Source organism: Lelliottia sp. SL45 (genome assembly GCF_026672535.1).
Classification (GTDB): Bacteria; Pseudomonadota; Gammaproteobacteria; order Enterobacterales; family Enterobacteriaceae; genus Enterobacter; species Enterobacter nimipressuralis.
Genome location: NZ_JAPPRH010000012.1, coordinates 74,470 through 96,287, shown reverse-complemented (window position 1 = coordinate 96,287; position 21,818 = coordinate 74,470). Strand labels below are relative to the sequence as shown.

Genomic DNA, 21,818 nt, shown 5'->3' with positions numbered 1-21,818 from the left:
AGTGTGAATCGTGTCTGTATTACCCAAAATTGTCTGGCCGATCCCCTCCAACAGCCGGGGAAGTGAGTTCAAAAATCAGGAAGAGATCCTCTCTCATGTCGGGGGAGAATCCACCGGGCAGTATATGATTGGCCGCAGTGGCATGTGGCATGGCGGGATCCATATCACGGAAGCCACGACCCCGTGGTGTGCTCTTAGTGGAAAGTCTCCTCTTGAAGCACTGGATTTCCCGGTCCCCTTTAAAGGTGAGCAGGCCGTGCGATGCATGGCTGACGGGGAAGTGGTTGCTTATCGTGTCTGCAAGGATTATCTGACGCTTGCATGGGAATCCGGCCCACTGAGTTTTTCCGGTTCGTTTGTTCTGGTTAAACACTTTATTCAACCGGGAGAGAAAGAATCCAGCGGGCTGCATTTCTATACCCTGTATATGCACCTTGCCCCCTATTCAGCCTATAGTGTCAATCCGGCGGAAACAAAGTGGACAGTCCAGGATACGCTTACTGCCTACGATCCAGAATGGGTCATGACCGCCAGTACCAACAATAAAAGTACCAGTGAAAGCTATCGCAAGGGCACGATCCCCAAAGGATCTATTGTTGAGTGGGATAAAACAGACAGTGGCCTCCATACCGTTGCATTTAATAAGCGAGAGTATGGCCTTGTTACCTTTGTTAGCCTCTCAGAACAGGCGTTGAAAAAGGGCAAGAAAACATCCCTGAAACCAGGGCAGCAATACTGGATGCTTGTGGACAAAAACAACCTGTCCCCTGGCACTGATGGGGTGGTAAAGCCTTCCTGGTGGCAGAAACTCATGCCTCCAGCAAAAGAAGCGATGAAATTTGACCAGGTAGTATGCCCGACTCCCTTTGCTATCAGTGCAGGTGATCCTGTTGGTCATATGGGATATTATCAGGCACCTAAGGATGGCGGATATGAAGCGCGATACCAGGTTCATATCGAATGCACGAGTATGGATGATAACCTGGAAACGTTCCTGACCAACCCTGAGCAGGCTGGAGAAAAGATTCCAATCTGGCTTAAGTACGCTCCGGGACTTGCGTTGTACAAAAAAGATGTTGCAACAGGAACATTCACAGAAGACACAAGGGCAACAACCAGGGCGGGGATCCTTCCACTGAGTCAGGTGCAAACGGAAGTCGATAAGTCGACCAAACAGGAATACTGGCAGCTGCGACCAGAAAATGCTTACGTCCCCAAAGGCCAGGCGGAACCTCAACTTTTGTCGCAGTATGATCTGGCAAAGCTGGGCTTCAGAACTGAAACCGCAGAACCTGCCAGCTTTGATTACCTGGATGGAAAAAAACAGCCCACTGGATTCTTCCGTAACCTCTTCGATTCGCTCTACCAGGCCGCAATAGATGATACACGAACCAGTCATGCTCTCGTGAAGCATAATTATCAGCGCCTGCTGGATAAAATTGACAGCGGAAGTGACCGATATTCGCCAATGGAGTACTGGAGAGCACTTCATAATCCCGACTATCGTGACGTTATTCAGAAAACAATCGTAAAACATCCAAGCGACTGGTACTTCAAAAAAGGCGATGCTATCTGGCAACCGTTCCTCAATGCGCTGAAAAAAGATGCGCCTGAATGGAAGAAATACAGTGAAGATTTTATCGATAAAATGGCATGGATGCAGGATGTTACATCCGAAAAACTAGGACCTTCACTGTGGCATATGCATCCGATTATGTTCTTAGGCTTTATGAAAAAATCATCAGGAACATGGCCGCTTGGGAAAACTTCAGAGCGTTACGAATCTGGAGGAAGGGGGCCTGGTGTAATTTCATCTGGAAAAGGAGATCATGGTGGTGTGTCATATGGAATGTATCAATTATCTTCTAAAATGGGAACGGTTAATAAATATATTGCTGTGTCAAAATACCAAGATTTATTCGAAGGTAAAGTACCTGCCACACCTGAATTCAATAAAGTATGGAAAAAAATTGCGGTCGATCACAAAGAAGAATTTGCACAGGATCAGCATTTTTTCATTGAAAAAACACACTATCAAGTACAAATAGACTTGTTAGCATCTAAAGGGCTAAATTTCTCACATTCTCGTGCCGCAATCAATGATATGATTTGGTCGACTTCCGTTCAATATGGGCCTACAACTGGTTTAATTTCGAGAGCGTTGAAAGGAAAAGATTTTGAAACATTAACAGATGCAGATGTGATAACTATTGTTCAGGACTATAAAATAAATCACGTTGAAGATCTTTTCCCATCATCCCCGACTTGGTGGAACGATCTAAAAACACGAGCTCTGACAGAGAAGAAAGATTTATTAAAGTTAAACGAGTTGAATCTGGAGTTAAAAAATGAAGATTAATTTACTTGCATTACTAATTTGTTTGCCTGTTGTTTCTTTTGCAAAGGAACCACAAACTTGCAATTCCTCGATGCAATCTCATCCGGATATGATCGACTGCATACAAACCAACACAAAAAAAACAGAGGACTCCATTAAAGAGATAATTACCAAATCTGGCAAGGAGTATTCAATTGATATGGCGTTTTATAATAGTCAACGGAAGTCTATTTCTGAACGATGCGGCTTATATAACTCGATGGAAGGTCAACGAACAGATTTGATAGAAAATCAATGCGAATATGATGGTGTAGAGCAACTAAATGATTTTATTAAAACCTATATGAAGACGGTTGATAATTATTAAAATGAACATAAAACTCTCTTTGGCTATGTTAATTTTAATGGCATCGGCAACATATGCTCAATGTTCTCAAACCAAAGATGTTGATATGCTGGTAACGGCAAGTAAGGTTAAAAACTCTGGTTTTGTCGATGGGCAAACAGGTCGCGTTACTACTGACTTAAATGGTGACGGTGAAAAAGATATCATCGAGTATACGTTTCTGAGTTCAACACCACCCGGCACTTGTGATCAATCGGACTGTATGTCTAATCTCGACAACTCTCCTACTTTAACATTCGAAATCACAATGCATGATGGAAAATCAATAGATGCAGCATATATGTGTACATCCATTGGAATATCAAAAAAATCACACAAAGGGCTAAAAGATATTTTTTGCGGACCTAAATATATCTTGCGATGGAATGGTGACGAGTATGATACAGAATAAATATTCAAAAGCATTTACATGCCCTTGAGTCTAGAATGGGTCTCTTTAATTGTTGAACCAGGCGCTTATAGGTAAGTTAAATTACTAGTGCCTCCACTTGGTTGTTCAAATAAAATGAAGATTAAGAACAAAACACTGAGTTTACTTCTAATACTCCCTTGTATTTCACATGCTGCGCTAAACGACTATTCCAAGATTGAAACTGATTGTCGCAAAATGAATCAAGATATAAATAACTCTGTTGTAATGGGTTGTGCCGACCAGGCATCAGACGCCGCAAAGAAAGACATGAACATTGTTTACCAGAAAATATACAGAATCATTAAAGCGCGTGGAACACCTGACATTACAAGTAAATTCGAAACGGCGCAAAAAAACTGGATTGCTTCACGTGAAAATTGGTGTGATGTTCAAGGATTTATAATCGGTTCGCCAATGTACAGCGTATGCCGTATGGACATGAATATTTCTAGAGTGAATGAGTTAAATGACTTACTGGGACAGATTCAGAATTAATATGTCTGGAGGCTAGTTACTTTAACCTAATGATAATTATTAACTCGCAGAGGTCCTTATTAATGCTCCAGATTATCCGCAAAGGCGATAAAACTACCCACGGTGGTTCAGTACTGACCGCCTCAGAAACGATGAAATTCGGCGGTATTGGCGTTGCCCGTAAAGGTGACAAAGTGTCCTGCCCTGTTCCGGGACATGGCCCTACAACCATCGTAGAAGGCAACCCTGATTACCTTGATCATGGTATCCCGGTTGCCTTTCACGGTCATAAATGTGCCTGTGGTTGTACGTTGATCAGTTCATTTGCCACAGCCAAGGTTGCCTGATTATGCCCGTCTGGCTGGATGCCATCCCTGAACAGGCCCCTAAAGTAGCTCGCCCCGGCACTCTTCGCTGGGTGCTGTTCCTGGCATTTCTCATGCTGGGGGGCATAGCACTCACGCTATGGTGCTGGACGTCAGAAAGAACAGGATTTGTCTTCTGGTTCACCGCGCTGGGTCTTCCGTTTTGCACCTGGGGGCTTATTTTCGGTTTACGCCGGTTTGCCTATAAAGCTGAACAGGTGGGGGCCGCGGCCCGGAATGTCGAAAGAGAAAGACTCATCGACAGTGAAATTCGGCGCGGTCAGCGCTGCGCCTGGATCCTCGGCACTTATATTCAGAGTCCGGCCGGAAACAAAACCGACGATCTGCTGGAAGTAATGAAACTCGCCGCTCCCGCTATCGATTTCTCGCACCCAAGAGGATGTGACAAACCGGTCAGGTACGCGGCCTTAACAGAATATCAGACGGATTTATCGAAAGCGCTCAAAGCAGCAGTTACTAAGCTGACCACGCGTGTTGATGTAATCGTTCAGCCACTTCCACCAGAGCTGCCATGCTGGCTGATGCTGGACTGCGACCGTGACCTGTATCCCTTAGTTGAAGAGCAGCTAAAAGCCGAGCTCTTACTTAAAACAGGCAGGATATTTCGCCTGATGGCCGGAAAAGGACTGAGCGCGTTGGATGCCTGGCTGGATAAACGATGGGATACCCAGGGGATCCTGGTTGCCATCACCCTGTCTTTACCTGCATCTCCTCAGGAAGGAGACGCTGACGCTGTCTCGATGGTGGTGCTTAGCAATCGTAAAGCTCTCGCATATCCGGATGCATTACGTCTCCATCGCCCGGAAAGAGGAACTGAGGCCATGCTGACTAAAACGCTTAAACGTGCATTGCTCTGGGCCAACATCGGTCCCGACCTACTCCGGGGCAGCTGGATTTCTGGTCCGGGTCTGACAGCAGGAAGCGGCTGGAATAATGCCTGCGAGGCGAGCGGTGTGGAATTTAGTCTTTCTGAAGACAACGTCAGTATCGACCCGGTGCTGGGCTACACCGGCCATGGTGCCCCATGGGTCGCCATCACGCTTGCCGATGCAGCCTTTGAACAGCGCGGAGTGCAGGTTATCGCCGCACAACCCGCCGCTGACAAAGACGACATCTGGGTAGCGGTCATCACCAAAGAAGAAGTTCGCAAGGGAACGCCCAAAAATGTCTAAGGTAAAAGTAAAAACACTCATCGGCTCCGTTGTGACTGTCGCCTTTTTTCTGACGGTCATCGTGGCATTTCTGTTTTATGCCTTTCCGGAAAATGTCGCCTCTGCCACGGGGTTTGGACCGTATGACGGGCAACGGATCCTCACGTTCTGTGCCATCCTGGTTGCCGCGATGCTTTTATTCGGCTGGCTGATTGAGAAGGCCTTCGACGTCGCCGGTAAATCGGGGCTGTATTTCCACTGGGATCAGAAAAAGGCTCAGATGGTCGCCCCGGCAACAGGCACCATTACGAGCGAAGATGATGAAGAAGAGCCGGTCTTCAGCGAGGATGCCGTGTCCGAACACCTCCGTTTCCGTTATGGTCGTCGCTGGCAGAGTAAAGTGCGAATCCTGCTGGTGATGGGTAATCCGGACGACGTCCAGAAAGCGGCCCCGGGTCTGTGCCATGACCTCTGGCAGGAAGGTGATGGCAACGTGCTGATTTATGGCGGTGATGCGCAGTCACTCCCGGATGAAATCTTCCTTTCAAAACTGAAAAGCCTGCGATCCGGGCAACCGATTGATGGCATTATTCAGGTGATGAGTACCTCAGCCCTCCCGACGGACAGCGAGCGGGATGCTTTCTTGCGTTGCCGACAGAAAGCCGACCATCAGCTTGGCTGGCAGGCACCTGTCTGGCTGTGGCTGACTGATAAGTCAACCGGTGTTCATCAGGACGCGGAAACAGCTGCGACAGGGGTCATATTCGGGCCGGAAGGCACCGTTAAAGGTGCGGGTGAAGGGTTTTCTACACTGGCCCTACACCTGCAAAAAGCGGGTATGGCACAGATACTGAATAATCCGGCTGACTTTGGTCTTCTTCAGTTGTCCCTCCGACTGCGGCAGGAGCTGAAAGACAGTCTGGCTGTTTTACTCAGCGGGCTGATGCATGGATCTGCGGCCTGGCGTTTACGCGGTGTCATGTTCAGCCCTGAACTGGCCGTTGCCGGAACGGTACCGAACACGCGCCCCGACACACCGACATGGAAAGCCGTCATTGATGACTGTGATGCCGTCAGCGGCAGAAAGCTGGGCTTCGACTGGCTGAAGATGCTGCGGTTAATTCTGCTTTCCCTGATTGTTCTGTGGGGGGCCGGTACACTGCTGTCCCTGATCGTCAACCGTACCCAGATTTATCAGGCACAGGAAACGGCGAGGCAGGCAGCGGATACCGCAAAACCCCTGGCCGAACGCCTGCACAACCAGCTCGTACTCCAGCAAGCCATTGCCCGTCTGCAACACCGTGAGGCGACCGGCGCTCCATGGTACACCCGATTTGGTCTTAATCAGGACAGCGACACGCTGGCCGCACTCTGGCCGCTGTATGCGAAAAACAACGCACAGCTGATGAGGGATGCCACCGCAGATAGTCTCAGGCAGCAGCTGAATGCCTTTGTGCAACTGCCTCCTGCCAGTGATGCCCGTACGCAGGGTACACAGCATACCTACGACGTGCTCAAAAGTTATTTGATGCTGGCCCGTCCGGACAAAGCAGACGCAGACTGGCTGGCCAAAAACGTCATGAAAGCCTTACCGAAGCGTCAGAATGTGCCGGATGGCACATGGCAGGACCTGGCACCGAAACTGCTGGGCTTTTATGCGCAGAACCTCCCGGCTCATCCGGAATGGAAAATTAAGCCTGACGCTGAATTAATTAGCACGGTCCGTCAGATCCTGCTCAAGCAGATTGGCCAGCGCAACGCTGAGTCCGGGTTATATCAGGACATGCTTAAGCGCGTGGCCAGCAACTGGCCTGATTTAACGCTTGCCGATATGACCGGCGACACCGATGCCTCAACGGTATTCAGCACTGACGAAGTTGTGCCGGGAATGTTTACCCGCCAGGCCTGGGATGAACAGGTTCAGGATGCAATCGACCAGGTGGTCAAGACCCGCCGCGACGAAATCGACTGGGTACTGACGGATAAGACCCACCAGACCGGGAGTGATATTTCTCCTGAAGCGCTGAAAGCCCGCCTGACGGAGCGCTATTTTACCGATTTTGGCAATGCCTGGCTGAACATGGTCAACAGCATTCAGTGGCAGGAAGCCACGTCACTGTCTGAAGCGATTGCCCAGCTCAACCTGATCGGCGATGTCCGCCAGTCGCCGCTGGTGGCACTGATGAACACGCTGGCCTGGCAGGGAAAAACAGGGCAGAAAGGTGAGGCACTGGCTGATTCGATAGTGGACTCAGCGAAAAAGCTGATCGGTCAGAAAAAAAATGCCAGACAGTTTATTGAACAGGCACAGGGCCCTAAAGGTCCGCTGGATGGCGTGTTTGGACCGCTGATGGGGCTGATGGAAGGTAAAGAGGGCACCGGTGCCAACGGTAACCTCAGTTTCCAGTCCTGGCTGGCCCGCGTAACCCAGGTGCGGCTGAAGCTTCAGCAGGTCACCAGCGCCCCGGATCCGCAGGCGATGTCGCAGATGCTGGCCCAGACCGTGTTCCAGGGCAAAGCCATCGATCTGACCGATACCCGCGATTACGGCAGTCTGGTTGCGGCAAGCCTTGGGCAGGAGTGGAACGGATTTGGCCAGTCGTTATTTGTGCAACCGCTGGATCTGGCCTGGCGGCAGGTACTTGCCCCGGCGGCGGGAAGTCTCAATGCCCGCTGGCAGACAACCATTGTCGATCAGTGGAATAAGGCCTTTGCGGGACGGTACCCGTTTAAAGCCACCGGCAGCGATGCTTCCCTGCCGCTACTGGCTCAGTTCCTGCGTAGCGACTCGGGTCGAATCACGACCTTCCTGAAAACGAATCTCGGCGGGATCCTGCACCAGGAAGGGAATCGCTGGGTCGTTGATCCTTCCGCAAGTCAGGGGATGGTTGTCAGTCCGGATTTTCTCCGGGCGATGAATCAGCTGGCGGAACTGTCAGATATCGTGTTCTCACAGGGCGATGCGGGTGTTCACTTCGAACTGATGGTGCGTCCTTCACGGGATGTTGCCAGAGTGCAGCTTACCCTTGATGAACAAAACCTGGATTACTTCAATCAGATGGAAAGCTGGCAGAGCTTCACCTGGCCGGGGAATACGTACTATCCGGGTGTGTCACTCAGCTGGCGAAGTGTCAACAGCGGTATGCAGCTCTATGCAAACAACCAGGGTAACTGGGGTTTCATTCGCCTGCTGGACAAAGCCCTGATCACTCCACTCGATGCCAGCCGTACACAGCTGGTGTGGATCACCGCCGATGGCAATCCTCTGAAGTTCGTCATGCGCAGCGAGCTGGGCGACGGTCCGCTTGCCTTACTCAAGCTACAGGGATTTACGCTACCAGCGTCCATTTTTAACGTTGCCGCTGGCACCGAAGGCGTTGAGTAAAGATGAACAGGGGGATTCATCCTGCGCTGGCCTTTGCTAAACAGGTAGAGGGCTGGTCTCCGGGCGTATTCAGTCAGGTTGATAAGTGGCGGGAGACCGATTCACTTGCCCCATGGCGGTTTATGACGTTTCGCCAGTGTAAACGCTGGCTTGCGGACTGGCTGAAGCGTAACCCGGCGCCAGAAGAAGGGTTCCTTTGTCCTCAAATTATGAAGCGTTTCCCGCCGCATATTGTTTATATGACGCTTGCAGCCTGGCGAACCGGTAAAACACTGCTTCATTGCGACGAATCTCTCTTCCGGATGCTGGGTGAAACCCGTCAGACCGATGCTCTGTCAGGCGAAATGCTTCGCCGCCTGCCATTCTGGGGATTCTGGCTCGATTTTCCGGCTGACATGGTTTTTGCTGAAGGCCAGGGTGCGCTGATGGGCGCATTTTTCACCCTTGCCGATCATGATAACCAGACGGATGCACTGCTCGCCCTGACGCTCGCTCAGGATCCACTTTCCCGGGAGCACATTCCGATGGGAATGGAGTATCTCGCCTTAACCGATCCTGTCTCCACTGCCATCAATCAGCAGGAGGAGGGGATCCGAGGATTCTGGCACGCCGTGCTGCCGGTGCTGTTCTGGCTTTGCTCGGAGAACAGTGAATGGGGAAGACAGGGGAAACCTGTGAGACCCGCGCCCAGACGCGTCGGAAAGCATCAACGCCTCATCCCGCCGGACAAGCCTGTGCAGATTTTTGCAGGTGCCCGGGCCGGTTCCGCGCTCAGGCAGGTACCGCGAGCGCCGGAAGCCAGTACATCAGGGTACAGTCCCTCCACACCCCATCGGCGCCTGCGCCCCCATGTCAGAAAAGCCCACTGGCAAAGCTACTGGAAGGGCAAACCCACTCAGGGGGAGGAGAAAAGTATGCTGCTGAAATGGAAGCCACCACAAATCGTCAATGGCAAGGACGACGATTCTCTGGAAGCGGTCGTGAGATTTATGAAAGAGACTAACAAACGGGAAAAAGAATGAGTTCACCCGAAGATCTGTTAACCGCCTGCGCCACCAGCCTGGAAGAAAGGCAGCGCCTCATTTCCCGGGCAAATGATGCCCTGTCACTCTGGGATAACTGGCTGCACCCGTTCACCCCGGGGTCTGAAACCGGGGACGATCCTGCTTACGATGATAATTTTCAGCTTATGCGTGAAGAGATCAATAAGCTTTCGGGTACCGATTCAACGCTGTTGTGCGAGCTGGCCCGGACGTGTCTTTGCGAATGTGCCAAAGACATACGTGTTGTGACCTGGTATGTGCAGGCCCGACTCAGTCGCGACGGTGAAAAAGGGTTGTCCGAAGGCTTACTGCTTCTTGCTGCGATGCTGACCCGCTACGGGCAGACCTGCCATCCCCGGCGCCCCACTGCCCGGAAAGCTGCGCTGGAGTGGCTGAACAGTGCAAAAGTGATTGATGCACTGCTGTTATGGCCCGAAGTGGACAGCAATGATGCTGGTCTGACGGCGGGAGCCATAAGCCTGCTTGAATCCGCCGTGGCAGACTGGCCAGAAGCCGAGAAACCGTCTTTTGCAGGGCTTTGTACCGCGCTTGAAAACCGCCTGGCACGTTCGGGTGGTATGGAAGCGCTGGTCCCCCAGAACAGCAGTACTCAGGAGCACGGGCGTGAAGCTGCCCATTCGGATTCACCGCAACTTTCAGCGGTGAAATCGGGCCGCGATTTACTCGACCAGGCCAAGTTACTTTCCCGCTGGCTGAGCGAGCAGCCGCAGGGCTGGCTTGCCTCTCACCGGCTGATAAAGACCGTGCGATGGGATACGGTCGACCAGATCCCTCCGCTGGACAGTAGCGGGCGCACCCGCCTGGTACCGCCGAAGGCCGAGTACCGGGCTCAACTCAAGCGGCTCTACCTTCAGAAAAACTGGACTGAACTGGTTGAGCAGGCCAGCCAGATGTTTTGCGAGGGAGTGAATCATTTCTGGCTCGATCTTCAGTGGTATCTCTGGCAGGGGCTTAGCCATGCCGGTCACCCGTGGGATGCCTGGACAAACTCCGTCCTTCTCGATCTGCGGCTTCTTCTTCAGCGCCTTCCTGGCCTTGAAGGGCTGGCATGGAATGACGGAACGCCCTTCGCTGATGAAGTCACCACCGCCTGGATCGCTGAAAAAGTGAATGAGGAAGGTCTGCTTTACGGTGATGAACCCGCCACCGTTGTTAATAGCCAGTCCGACGATGTATTGCTTCTTGAATCCGAAGCTATGGAAAAAGGTGACGCGGAAGGACCCGAGGCGGCGCTTGCGTGGCTCCAGTCCCGACCGGGGATGGACACACCACGCCATCGCTGGCTGATACGCCTGCTGATGGCCCGGGTGGCAGAGCAGTATGGTCGAAACGATATGGCGCTTCACCTGCTTGGCGAACTGACCACCAGTGCACCACAGCTGACGCTGGAAGACTGGGAACCCGCACTGTTGTTTGAAGTCCAGGCTCGTCGCCTGAAACTGCTGCGCCTGAAAGCCGGTCGCAGCGAATCCGATAAAGCCCGTCTGATGCCTGAGATGGACACGCTACTGGCGGGTCTGATCGCCATCGATCCTGCCCGTGCCATGGTGCTCTGTGGCTAATGTTTTTTTAATCATTTTCAGGAATGCCGTGCATGGATGATTTAACCCTTCGCTACTACGAAGCTGAGATGCGTTACCTGCGTGAGGCGGGTAAAGAGTTTGCCCGCGCTCATCCGGATCGGGCAGCAATGCTTAATCTGGATAAACCCGGCGCCCGGGATCCCTATGTGGAACGTCTGTTTGAAGGCTTTGCCTTCCTGATGGGTCGTCTGCGTGAAAAGCTGGATGATGACCTGCCGGAGCTCACCGAAGGACTCGTGAGTCTGTTGTGGCCGCACTATATGCGAACCATCCCGTCGCTGGCCATCGTCGAATTCTCGCCAGACTGGCGTGGCCTGCGTCAGGCCGAAATGCTCGCGGAAGGCTTCTCCGTTCTGTCACGTCCTGTTGGGCCGCATAAAACAGCCTGTCAGTACCGGACAACCCGCGATGTGCCGCTACAACCGCTGCACCTTGCTGACGCCCGCCTGCATACAGAAACCGATGGCCGCTCTGCTATCCGTCTGCGCTTCGAATGCCCTGAAAAAGTGGACTGGAGTAAAACCGGGATCGACAAGGTCGCCATATTCCTTAACGCTGAGAGTCCGGTTAGCTCTGCGCTGCATCTGGCAATGACCCGCCGTGTACATGCCATGTATGCGCGCCATTCAAGGACATACACCGAACGTCATCAGTTTGATGGCTGGTGCAAACCCATGGGTTTTGATGACAATGACGGCCTGTGGAAGAAAGCCGATACTGCCTTCAGCGGTTACCAACTGCTGCTGGAATATTTCAGCTTCCGTCCGAAATTTATGTTTGTTGAGCTGCGTGGTCTCGACACCATCGGGCTCACTGAAGCCAGCTCCTGGTTTGAAATCGACATCGTGCTCAGTGAAGCCTGGTCATCTGATCTGCCTTTTGAAACGGAAAACTTCCGGCTGCACTGTGCGCCGGTCATCAACCTCTTCACCCTGGAAGCCGATCCGCTGACGCTTAATCCGCTGGATAACGAATACCTGCTCAGGCCGCTGCGTCTTCAGGATGGCCACACCGAGATTTACAGCGTCGATAACATCCATGGCGCGGTGAAGAATGGCAAACACCCCTATGTACCGTTCACCAGCTTCCGGCACCGGGGCGGTATGATGCGTCACGATGCCCCTGAACGTTATTATCACACCCGCGTGAAACGCGGCCCCTCTGGCCTGTATGACACCTGGTTGATCCTCGGCGGTCGCTCGTTCGAACTGGAGCAGCTGTCTGAGAAACCAGAGTCGCTCTCGATGCGGATCACCGGTACCAATGGTCAGCTTCCGCGTAAGGCACTGGAAAGTACCCTGCTGGACAGGGTGGTCAAAACCGGCAAAGTACCCGTCAGAGTATTAAACGTCACAGCACCGACAATGCCGCTGTATCCCCCTGCAAATGATCGTTTTCACTGGCGGGTGATGAGTCACCTCGGCTCAAACTTCCTCAGCATGATGGACAATCCGGAGGTTCTGCGGGGAACGCTGGCGCTCTATGACTGGACTGACGATGAGATGAACCTCCGTCGGCTTGAAGCAATCGTCGCGGTGAAGCACACCCTGATCCGCCGTTTTGAGAAGGGCTTTATGCTCAGGGGCGTGGACATTGAGGTCACGCTAAATACGGATAATTTTGCAGGCGAGGGCGACGTGAATCTCTTCGGCGAGATGCTGCACCGGTTCTTCGCGCTCTATGCCGATATTCACCTCTTTAACCAGCTCACGCTGGTGCTGCAACCAACAGGGAAACGACTGAGATGGCGCGAGAATCACAGCCAGCACATACCGGGCTGACGTTAGCCCTCAATAAGGACATCTGGCGGGCCAACTTCTACCGTTTCTGCCAGCTGCTTGAGCAGGAGGATCCGGACGCCCCTAAACTGGGTACCACCAGCCACCCGGGCAACGACCCGGTGCGTTTCAGGCCCTGGCCTGGTATGGGGTTTCCGGTCAGTACCCTGAAAGCGGTTGAAACCGATGAAGACCATCCGGAACTGCCGCCGACCGTCCGCACCACATTCCTTGGTATGTATGGCGTGGATTCGCCACTGCCGACGATGTACCTGGATGATATTGCGCAGCGCCGTGAAGGGCATGAGGCTGTCACCTCGTTTCTGGATATTTTCAGTCATCGAATAACCACGCAGTACTACCGGATCTGGCGTAAATACGCCTATCCCGCCACGTTTGAAGCGGGTGGCCGTGATGCCACATCACAGTGTTTGCTGGGACTGGTGGGACTTGGGATCCCAGGGACCGCTGAGCAGGTGGCTACGCCGGTATCCCGTTTTCTGGCGTTGCTCGGTACGATGCGATTGCCCACCCGCAATGCAGAAGGCATTCGGGCCCTGGTGAGCCTGCTGGCACCGAATACCCGGGCAATTATTACCGAACCCGACCCGGTTAAGGTCCATATCGATAACCGTAGTGGATTGGGGGCTAAAAACCGCATCCGTCTGTCGCAACGTGCCACGCTGGGCAAAACGGCCAAAGAGGCGTGCAGCCGGGTGCTGGTGACGCTGGAAACGGAAGATCCGGACGAGGCGGAAGGGTGGTTACCCGGCGGGATCCTGCATACCGATCTGCTGGTTTTAATCCGTGTTTATCTCGGCTACCGCAGTGATGCACGTCTGCGTCTGACCGTGCCAGTGAGATTGCTCCCGGAGCCTCGCCTGGGCAAGGGCAGGCGTATACAGCTGGGCAGAACCGGTTTACTGGGTCTGAAAGAAGGCAAACTCAGCAATAACCGGGAGAGCCTGACCGTCAGCCTGGGTTGCTATGAAGGGCTTCACTATTCCGCACTGCAACCCGCAGAAGACGGACATTACCGCTTCGACTAATCACGTATTCCCTCTCTCAATAAAGGAACTTTTGAATGGCAACAGTAACCCGCTGGTGGGCGCTGACGCTTATTGCCTGTGGTTTGCTCGCAGGCTGCGGTCTGACGCAGACCGTCACGGACGGTACGGTCAGCATCACGAAATCCATCTTCTACAAAAAAATCAAAACGCTGCATCTGGATTTTGCACCGCGTACGGCCATTAACGCCGATGGATCTCAAACGCCGCTGGCAACAATGGTACGGGTCTATCAGCTCAAAGATCGTAAAGCGGTTGATGCCGCCGATTACCAGACACTGCTTCGCAATGCCGATACCGTGCTGAAAGACGATGTCCTGGCCTCAAAGGCAATACTGGTGATGCCCAAAGGCAGCGTGTCTTTGAATATGCCCATGGATGTAGATGCACAGTTCGTGGCGGTGGTGGGACTGTTCAATCGTCCCGATCAGAAAAGCAACCGCTGGCGTCTGGTACTGACCCGTGACGACCTCGACCCGGACAAACCCCGGACCATCGAGCTGGGTGACGGCTGGCTCAGCCTTGTGCCGGTAAAGGAGTGACATTATGGATAACTGGCTGGCGCTTTTTGACGGGCAGACCCGCTATTTTCTGGATATCAACGACAGCCAGATAAAGCCGGATGTTCTGCGATTTCGGGGCCGGGAAGCACTAAGCGAACCGTTCAAATGGGACATTGAGTTCACAACCCAACAGGCGAATATCCCCCCTGAACAGGTCCTGATGAAATATGCCTCTTTCCGGATGCGGAGCGGTAAAAATGTCCACGGTATTATTACCCGCCTGGAATGGCTTTCCACATCAAAAGACCAGTCCCACTACCGGCTTACGCTCAGCTCCCGGCTGGCGCTCCTGGGATATACCCGGCAGTGCGCGGTATATCAGAATCAGTCTGTCCCGGAGGTGGTGGAGCAGGTGCTGCGTAAACACGGTCTGGAAGGCCCGGATTTTGAATTTCGTCTGGAGCGCACCTACCCGCCGCGTGAGCTGATTACCCAGTGGCGGGAAACGGATTTGCAGTTCATCCGGCGCATTCTGTCTGAAGTGGGCATTTACTGGCGCACGGAAATGGACAACACCCGCGAGCTGGATACGTTTATCTTTGCCGACAGCCAGCTGAACTACCAGTTTGATGTGAATCTGCCCTACAACGAGCCATCAGGCCTGTTCGACGGAGCAGCGGAGTCAGTCTGGGATGTGCGAACCTGGCATAACCTTGCCACCGGCACTGTCAGGACCCGCGACTACAACTATCGCACCGCCTCCACACCGATGGATACCACCGTCAGTGTTCGCAATGACGCGGTGACGACCGGGGAGCATTACCGTTATGCCGCGCCGTACCGCGAAGCGGGTGACGACACCGACCCGGAGCCGGTCACCGAAAGCGGGGCATTCTACGCCCGACTCCACCATGAGCGTGAGTTGAACAAGACTGCCCGTATTCACCTGTTCAGCAATGCGTCCCACCTCACGCCCGGACAAGTGCTTGAGCCTCAGGGGAGTGACCTCACTGCGCTGAAGGACGGTGTCATTCTGACGCTGGTGACCTTCCGTGGTGCCCGAGATTCGCGCCTGCATGTCTCGGTCTGGGGCATGCCTTACACCGAGCGTTATTGCTTCCGCCCGGTGGAGATCCCCCGGCCGGAAATCCCGGGCACGCTTCCGGCACGCGTCGAGAGTCGGGAAAAGAATGACCTGTACGCGCATCTGGATGACCAGGGGCGCTACAGAGTCAGGCTGGACTTCGACCGCGAAGGAACAGAGCAGGGCTTTGGGTATCTGTGGCTACGGATGGCGAAACCGACTGCCGGTGAAACGCTGGGCTGGCATACGCCGCTCATCGACGGTACGGAAGTGGCGATTGCGTACAGCAACGGCGATGTTGATCTGCCGTACATCGCGTATGCACTGCACGACTCTGAACATCCGGACCTCGTGAACCGGGACAATCACAGCCGCAATATCCTCAGGACGCCTGCCAACTCAAAACTGCGGATGGAAGACAAACGCGGCGAGGAGCACATCAAACTCGCCACGGAATACGGCAAGACGCAGCTCAACAGCGGGCACCTGGTGGACAACAAGGGAGAGTCTCGCGGCAGGGGCTCAGAATTGCGTACTGACGAGTGGGGAACGCTGCGAGCCGGGAAAGGGATGTTTGTCAGTGCCGATGCGCAGGCGAAAGCGCAGGGCGAGGCCCTGGACATGGATATCGCGCTGAAGGAAATCGAACAACTCAATCAACATCTGCAACAGCTGGAAATAGCCGCCGAAAAAGCCCAGGCACTGAAGGCGGACGTCGACAGCCAGATACAGATGTTTGAGCAACGGCTGAAACCGCTCAATGAAGCGGTGCTTTTCTCGGCGCCGGAAGGCATGGCCCTGACCAGCGGCGAAGATATGCAGCTGGCCGCAGCGCAAAACGTGGCTGTCAACGCCGGAGGTTATATCAGCGTCGGTGCGATGGGTAATATGACGGCACTGGCCGGGGAGAAGCTGGGTCTGTTTGCCCGTACGGGTCAACTCAGCCTGAAGTCCGGAGAAGGGCCGATAGATGTCCAGGCGCAAAACGCCAGCATGCGGTTGTTTGCACAGAAGAAGCTTACGCTGAGCTCAGCGAGTGACATCTCCTTTGCCGGGAAAAAACGTATCACGCTGATCGGCGGGGGCAGCTACCTGCGACTTGAAGCGGGGAAGGTGGAGTACGGCACGACAGCGTCGTATATGCGCAAAGTGAAGCGGACTATGGCTGCATCGGCCAGTGCTAAACCTCCGGTGGCTGTATCCTTGCCGCCTCCGGCGACCATGAGAGCGTTCAATCCCGAAACGCTCACCCCGTGGGTGACGCCGGTTTATGCAAAATCCTGCCTGAAGGAGAAAGGCTGCACGGATGCCGGTACTGCCGAAGAGCCCGTTGATAACTTTGGACAGATGACAATTTTTGCCCAGCCTGTCGAGGACGACTGCTGCGGTTACGGCCATCAGCATGAGCATGAGCATGCAGATGATGAAGTCGTTCAGCATGCCCAGTCAGCCAAAAAACGTAAGCCTGACGCCGGGGGCGCAAATGCGCCTGCTCAGGCAACAGCTGCACCGCTTGCTCTTGGGGCTGCTACGGGCGTGATGACCCAGGTCTGGGGGGAATGGTCCCTGACCGGCGTATTGGGCGCGGCCCGGGGAATTCCGTATGTAGGAGCGATGATGTCCGCACTCTACGTTCCATCTGCGGGCGAGGGGAGTGACAGGGTTCCTGGTCGGGATGAATTCTGGTACGAGGAAGAGCTGCGGCAGAAAGCCATCACCGGGGCAAAAGCAACAACCCGGGTGAGGTTCTTCTGGCGCCAGGATGAGAAGGGCAACATGCGGGTCTATGGCGTCCATACGGGTGAAGGTACCCCGTATGAAGGTGTCCGTACGGCAAACATGGTGTGGAATAGTGAACATAATCAATATGAGTTCACTCCAGCTCACGGTGCCGATGGTCCGCTGATTACCTGGACGCCTGAGAGACCAGAAGGCAGTGACCTTCCCTCACATACCGGCAGCGACATCAAGCCAATAGACCAGGCTACAATACTCGTCACGCCAATTCCTGACGGCAAAGATGAATACACGACCCCACCATTCCCGGTGCCGGATGAACGCGATCTTAACGATTACATACTGGTCTTCCCTGCTGACTCCGGGATTAAGCCGATTTATGTTTATCTGAAAGATGACCTGAGAAATCAAGCAGGCACAGCTACGGGTAATGGTGCTCAAATTGAAAATGGAAAAATGTGGCTGGATTTATCAGTTACCAACAGCGGGGAAGGTGCTAAAATTCCACACCATATTGCTGATAAACTCAGGGGTAGGAAATACAAAGACTTCAGGGAGTTCAGAGAGGATTTGTGGTTGGAAATTAGTAAAGATCCAGTGCTTTCTAAACAGTTTAGCCGAGGTAATCTGGATGCAATGAGAGAAGGCCATGCTCCAACAGGTTTGTCCGATGGTTATTATCAGGGCCCAACCAGACTTATTAAGAAGTATGAAATCCATCACATCAAACCGATTGAAGAAGGTGGTGGTGTTTATGATATAGATAATCTAAGGATAGTAACACCTAAGCTGCATAAATTCATTCACTATGGAAAATAAGAGGTTGCCATGATTGATGTAACTAATTTTAAAGATAATCTCAGCGATTTTACCGTTGAGGAATTTATTATATATTTAAATGAATTCTACTCGGATTTAAGATCCACTCCTTCGCCTAAAGGGCTAGAGCTTGAAGAATATTTAGATACGATCTTGGATAAGATAATATCAGTAGTGGGAACAGTCAAAGCTGGTGATTTTATCTATCACCCAACAAAACCTGAAAATGATTCACCAGAAGGGGTTGTAGAAGAGATAATTAAATGGAGAAAGTCTCAAGGGCTTTCTTTATTCAAAGACTCATAGGACAAACAAAATCATGAACAGAAAATTAACATGGTTGCCGCACAGCAGCCTTAAGTTATAAATTAGCATGACAGTAATGTATATGAGGTTATTATGCCATTGCCAGTTAGATTACATCCATCTGAAATTCATCATGATAAATTGCAATCTATGAATGCAATTGCAGAAGAATTAACGAATCTCATAGATACTGGGTCCGACGAAAAATCTAGCAAAGTGAATGCATTGATAGAAAAATGGAATATCTCTGCTGTTTCTAAGTTTGAATTTAGCGATTTTCGTGACTACCACTCATGGATTTCCACAGAAAATTTTGTTAAGACGGCCCTTTATCAAGCCAAATATCAAGAGGACTTATCTTTCCATGAGGCGAAACAAATAATAGAATTTATAAGTACAGCTGAAGGTAATGAGGCCTTACAAGGTTATGCTCTTAGTCTGATAGAATTGAATTTCTCAGAGCCACGTGTCTCAGACCTATTCTACTATCCTGAAGACTGGTTCAAAAATGATTCAATGTCTGACGTCAATTTAACTAATGATGAGATTTTGGGGTATTTAATGAAAAAATCAGGCCGTTGGTTATCAGACGCACCCGAAATTGATTTGCCTTATCCATTACCAGCATAGAGTGTGGAAAAAAATCAATATGGACCGAAAATCACCTTCATTGTATGAAATTCTTACGGGCAACTTTACAGGGGATCTTCCCCTTGAAGTTGTAAACGAAGAAGACCAGGTCATTTTATCCGTACTGGATAACATCCAGCGAATTTTGAACGCCCGGGCCGGTACCGTATCCCATCTGCCAGATTATGGCTTACCCGATATGACCAAAATTCTGCAAGGCATGCCCGGGACAGCCCACGAGCTGATCGAAACGCTGGCCGGTGTCCTGCTCAAGTATGAACCCCGTTTGCAGTCCCTCAATGTAACTTTACTCGAACAGCAAGTGCCCGGGGAGTTGCGCTACGCCATCGATGCGGAACTGAGAGGTATCGGACTTGTACGGTATGGGACCGAGTTTATGCCAGAGGGTAAAGTGATGATCAGGCATTTGAAACAACAGCAGCATCTGGAAAACCATCAGTTTATCTAATCAACTTAGACCCTCATTCGATACGGATTTCACAATGTCCCACACAACCGAACGCCACCTTAAGACCGGAAACGATCCACGCACAATGCCTGATTATTCAGTGCTACGTGAAGAGCTCGCTAAACTATCCCATCCTGCCCGTCCGGATGTGAACTGGGGGAATGTTGAAAAACTGGCATTAAATCTTTTCGATACCAATGGTGTCGAGCTTCAGACGGCGGCGTGGTATACCCTGGCAAGGGCACAGCAGGCAGGTATACAGGGTTTCAATGAAGGTATGGCGATTCTGGATGCCCTGATACGCTATCAATGGTCAGCAATGTGGCCCGCTTCTGCACATGCCAGAATAGAAATACTCAGCAGCCTGAGTAAGCGTCTTCAGCAGCTGTTCCGGACTTTATCCCTCCATAGGGCGGATTTACCAAGCCTGAACCAGGGAATAAGGCTTTTGAGCTCAACTGGTGAAGCCTTGCAACGGCTCGAACTGCACAGTGCAAGTGGTTTTGAGCCGCTTCGTCAGATGCTGCAAAACACAATTATCAGGCTGGAAAATAGTGATGTCACGTCAAGCCAGACGGATAGCAATCTAACAGACATAGCACTACCGGTTAGGGCAGAAAGGCAGAATAGTCAGCGCTGGGTATATGTGGTGAATTCTGAACCAGCAGTTGAAGTTGAATTAATCAGAAAATCAGCCTCAAGGGTCACTCCATTAGTGGCTTATTTCGGCGGTATTTTAACAGCTGCCGTACTGGGCATAGTCACCTATATTTTCACGCCAATAGTATTCAGCCACCCCGGAGAAGATGCGTTGAATAACTCTCTCGCAGCTTTACCGACCAGTATGCCTCTTCCGGCTGTCGATCAGCTACGCCAGGACGCTCCGACGTGGCTTGAATCCAGTGATACCTACGCCAAACAATTAACTTCCCGCCTGAACGAACTGAGCACTCTTTCACCGTATTGGCCATTGCAATACGGTAATCAGTTGGTAGAACAAACTCGCCATCTTTACCCTAACGCCAAATTTACAGAGGAGCTGTCGGCGGACTGGCGGTCAAAGCTGCAAGCCAACAGTTTGCCCAATGCCACCATCTCAGGTTGGTACAGGGGAGTATCTGAGCTTCAGACGCTTCAGGACAGACTTAATCAACTCGATGAGAAGAAGGGCAAATACCTGACCGTTAGTGAGCTTAAAACGGCTGTGTTCTCTATATCAAAGTCCTTAAACGAAAGCGTGCCAGTTGAAGAATTAATCCGGCAACTGCAAAATTCACCGCAAGATCAACCGCTGTCCCGAGACCTGCTTAACCGGGCAGATCTACAGCTCAGGCAACTGAATAACTCCTACATCATGGCCACGTCAAACAACCAAAAATAGATTTTGAGTATAGACGTACCAGGTAATGATGAAGACGCGCCGGTTTGACTTCATACACTTCATCTCTACCAACTTCGAAACTCGACCTCATTTCGCCGGTTCGCCAACAATCAATTTCATGATAATCTCCGGCCTTAAAATTTTCCCTTAACAGTCGTGGAGAAAGTATTGACTGAGCTAACTACTAAGCGCCCTGATACTGAACTGGCTCATCTCGCCTGGTGCATCATCGTAGCGGTAAAGCTTGCACGGAAAGAGGGAAGATCTCTCACGTCTCTTCAAACACACATGTTCATAATGCAGTGGCTTTCAACCGCTCAGAAGCGCAAGGTTTTTCCTAAATCACTGGCGCCTGACATTATCTGGTTACAGGAACAAGGGAAACTGAAAGGGCCCTCAGCACGGCTTTACAGCAAGGTGGAGTATATCTGGCTGGCAAGCTCTGGTGAGTTAGCCAGTCAGAGCACGCTGTTTAGATTCACCTGCATGATTGACACGCTACGTTCAATGGGCTGGCAGGATCACCTATTATCCGATACCGAGTGGCAGGATGGTTGGAAATGCGGTACAGATGTATCGGCTGTGTATACACAGAAATCTCAACTCCATAGCTCATTTACAGAATCAGGAAATCTTATACTGCCACTTGAGGTGCGTGTAACTGGCGTTCCAGACGGGATATTTCCATTATTGGAGCAGTGCGGGCTCAAAACTGAGAAGTTGCCTGTGAGTATGGGTTATACAGTCCTGATTTTACAGCCAGAGATTGATTCAAGTTCCGTGAAGCAAGATATCGTTGAATATTAATGGCCTGAGCATTCAGGCCATTAACAATTTATCTTTAG

The 21,818-nt window shown here is 51.8% G+C and carries 18 protein-coding genes and 1 pseudogene; all 19 read left to right on the top strand.

Annotated elements, in window-relative coordinates; translation table 11 throughout:
• Positions 1-10: 10 nt before the first annotated feature.
• The 19 genes and pseudogenes from OVA10_RS24420 to OVA10_RS24330 all read left to right on the top strand — a co-directional run bounded on the left by OVA10_RS24420 (position 11) and on the right by OVA10_RS24330 (position 21,780).
• The gene (locus OVA10_RS24420; protein ID WP_268197118.1) at positions 11-2,359 is read left to right on the top strand and encodes a hypothetical protein; all 2,349 of its coding nucleotides are present in this window, start codon (positions 11-13) and stop codon (positions 2,357-2,359) included.
• Positions 2,349-2,705, top strand: coding sequence for a hypothetical protein (locus OVA10_RS24415; protein WP_268197117.1), 357 nt, complete (start codon positions 2,349-2,351; stop codon positions 2,703-2,705). Before OVA10_RS24420 ends, OVA10_RS24415 begins: the two co-directional genes overlap by 11 nt.
• A 1-nt stretch (position 2,706) precedes the next feature.
• On the top strand, positions 2,707-3,135 hold the full coding sequence (locus OVA10_RS24410; RefSeq protein WP_248273740.1) for a hypothetical protein: 429 nt from the start codon (positions 2,707-2,709) through the stop codon (positions 3,133-3,135).
• A gap of 216 nt (positions 3,136-3,351) precedes the next feature.
• Positions 3,352-3,651 (top strand): lysozyme inhibitor LprI family protein, encoded by a 300-nt coding sequence (locus OVA10_RS24405; RefSeq protein WP_268197116.1) that lies wholly within the window; start codon positions 3,352-3,354, stop codon positions 3,649-3,651.
• A gap of 62 nt (positions 3,652-3,713) precedes the next feature.
• Positions 3,714-3,977, top strand: coding sequence for a PAAR domain-containing protein (locus OVA10_RS24400; protein WP_100780306.1), 264 nt, complete (start codon positions 3,714-3,716; stop codon positions 3,975-3,977).
• A gap of 2 nt (positions 3,978-3,979) precedes the next feature.
• Positions 3,980-5,188, top strand: a complete 1,209-nt coding sequence (locus OVA10_RS24395; RefSeq protein WP_268197115.1) for a hypothetical protein — start codon at positions 3,980-3,982, stop codon at positions 5,186-5,188.
• Positions 5,181-8,552: an ImcF-related family protein gene (locus OVA10_RS24390; protein ID WP_268197114.1), complete on the top strand. Its 3,372-nt coding sequence runs from the start codon at positions 5,181-5,183 to the stop codon at positions 8,550-8,552. The genes OVA10_RS24395 and OVA10_RS24390 overlap by 8 nt, the downstream gene beginning before the upstream one ends.
• A gap of 2 nt (positions 8,553-8,554) precedes the next feature.
• Positions 8,555-9,574 (top strand): AcrVA2 family anti-CRISPR protein, encoded by a 1,020-nt coding sequence (locus OVA10_RS24385; RefSeq protein WP_268197113.1) that lies wholly within the window; start codon positions 8,555-8,557, stop codon positions 9,572-9,574.
• Complete coding sequence (gene tssA / locus OVA10_RS24380; RefSeq protein WP_268197112.1) at positions 9,571-11,178, top strand: type VI secretion system protein TssA; 1,608 nt, start codon at positions 9,571-9,573, stop codon at positions 11,176-11,178. The genes OVA10_RS24385 and tssA overlap by 4 nt, the downstream gene beginning before the upstream one ends.
• 32 nt (positions 11,179-11,210) lie before the next feature.
• The gene (gene tssF / locus OVA10_RS24375; RefSeq protein WP_268197111.1) at positions 11,211-12,980 is read left to right on the top strand and encodes a type VI secretion system baseplate subunit TssF; all 1,770 of its coding nucleotides are present in this window, start codon (positions 11,211-11,213) and stop codon (positions 12,978-12,980) included.
• Entirely contained in the window at positions 12,944-14,026 is a 1,083-nt protein-coding gene (gene tssG, locus OVA10_RS24370) for a type VI secretion system baseplate subunit TssG (protein WP_268197110.1), read from the top strand. The genes tssF and tssG overlap by 37 nt, the downstream gene beginning before the upstream one ends.
• 35 nt (positions 14,027-14,061) lie before the next feature.
• Positions 14,062-14,586, top strand: a complete 525-nt coding sequence (gene tssJ / locus OVA10_RS24365; protein ID WP_268197109.1) for a type VI secretion system lipoprotein TssJ — start codon at positions 14,062-14,064, stop codon at positions 14,584-14,586.
• A gap of 4 nt (positions 14,587-14,590) precedes the next feature.
• Positions 14,591-16,825, top strand: a pseudogene (locus OVA10_RS24360) (type VI secretion system Vgr family protein); the annotation flags it as partial.
• Between the two features lie 27 nt (positions 16,826-16,852).
• The gene (locus OVA10_RS24355) at positions 16,853-18,187 is read left to right on the top strand and encodes an S-type pyocin domain-containing protein (RefSeq protein ID WP_442788023.1); all 1,335 of its coding nucleotides are present in this window, start codon (positions 16,853-16,855) and stop codon (positions 18,185-18,187) included.
• 9 nt (positions 18,188-18,196) lie between these two features.
• Complete coding sequence (locus tag OVA10_RS24350; RefSeq protein WP_268197108.1) at positions 18,197-18,493, top strand: bacteriocin immunity protein; 297 nt, start codon at positions 18,197-18,199, stop codon at positions 18,491-18,493.
• A 93-nt stretch (positions 18,494-18,586) separates the two neighbouring features.
• Complete coding sequence (locus OVA10_RS24345) at positions 18,587-19,123, top strand: hypothetical protein (RefSeq protein ID WP_268197106.1); 537 nt, start codon at positions 18,587-18,589, stop codon at positions 19,121-19,123.
• Between the two features lie 19 nt (positions 19,124-19,142).
• On the top strand, positions 19,143-19,592 hold the full coding sequence (gene tssE / locus OVA10_RS24340) for a type VI secretion system baseplate subunit TssE (protein WP_174341374.1): 450 nt from the start codon (positions 19,143-19,145) through the stop codon (positions 19,590-19,592).
• Positions 19,593-19,626: 34 nt separating this feature from the next.
• On the top strand, positions 19,627-20,973 hold the full coding sequence (locus OVA10_RS24335) for a VasL domain-containing protein (RefSeq protein WP_268197105.1): 1,347 nt from the start codon (positions 19,627-19,629) through the stop codon (positions 20,971-20,973).
• Between the two features lie 168 nt (positions 20,974-21,141).
• Positions 21,142-21,780 (top strand): DUF2913 family protein, encoded by a 639-nt coding sequence (locus OVA10_RS24330; protein WP_268197104.1) that lies wholly within the window; start codon positions 21,142-21,144, stop codon positions 21,778-21,780.
• The last annotated feature ends 38 nt before the right edge of the window (positions 21,781-21,818 follow it).

Bases quoted from the DNA above. Each gene is read 5' to 3' on its own strand.
- OVA10_RS24415 (WP_268197117.1), top strand. From the start codon at position 2,349: ATGAAGATTAATTTACTTGCATTACTAATTTGTTTGCCTGTTGTTTCT.
- OVA10_RS24410 (WP_248273740.1), top strand. From the start codon at position 2,707: ATGAACATAAAACTCTCTTTGGCTATGTTAATTTTAATGGCATCGGCA.
- OVA10_RS24405 (WP_268197116.1), top strand. From the start codon at position 3,352: ATGAATCAAGATATAAATAACTCTGTTGTAATGGGTTGTGCCGACCAG.
- OVA10_RS24400 (WP_100780306.1), top strand. From the start codon at position 3,714: ATGCTCCAGATTATCCGCAAAGGCGATAAAACTACCCACGGTGGTTCA.
- OVA10_RS24395 (WP_268197115.1), top strand. From the start codon at position 3,980: ATGCCCGTCTGGCTGGATGCCATCCCTGAACAGGCCCCTAAAGTAGCT.
- OVA10_RS24390 (WP_268197114.1), top strand. From the start codon at position 5,181: ATGTCTAAGGTAAAAGTAAAAACACTCATCGGCTCCGTTGTGACTGTC.
- OVA10_RS24385 (WP_268197113.1), top strand. From the start codon at position 8,555: ATGAACAGGGGGATTCATCCTGCGCTGGCCTTTGCTAAACAGGTAGAG.
- tssA (WP_268197112.1), top strand. From the start codon at position 9,571: ATGAGTTCACCCGAAGATCTGTTAACCGCCTGCGCCACCAGCCTGGAA.
- tssF (WP_268197111.1), top strand. From the start codon at position 11,211: ATGGATGATTTAACCCTTCGCTACTACGAAGCTGAGATGCGTTACCTG.
- tssG (WP_268197110.1), top strand. From the start codon at position 12,944: ATGGCGCGAGAATCACAGCCAGCACATACCGGGCTGACGTTAGCCCTC.
- tssJ (WP_268197109.1), top strand. From the start codon at position 14,062: ATGGCAACAGTAACCCGCTGGTGGGCGCTGACGCTTATTGCCTGTGGT.
- OVA10_RS24355 (WP_442788023.1), top strand. From the start codon at position 16,853: ATGAGAGCGTTCAATCCCGAAACGCTCACCCCGTGGGTGACGCCGGTT.
- OVA10_RS24350 (WP_268197108.1), top strand. From the start codon at position 18,197: ATGATTGATGTAACTAATTTTAAAGATAATCTCAGCGATTTTACCGTT.
- OVA10_RS24345 (WP_268197106.1), top strand. From the start codon at position 18,587: ATGCCATTGCCAGTTAGATTACATCCATCTGAAATTCATCATGATAAA.
- tssE (WP_174341374.1), top strand. From the start codon at position 19,143: ATGGACCGAAAATCACCTTCATTGTATGAAATTCTTACGGGCAACTTT.
- OVA10_RS24335 (WP_268197105.1), top strand. From the start codon at position 19,627: ATGTCCCACACAACCGAACGCCACCTTAAGACCGGAAACGATCCACGC.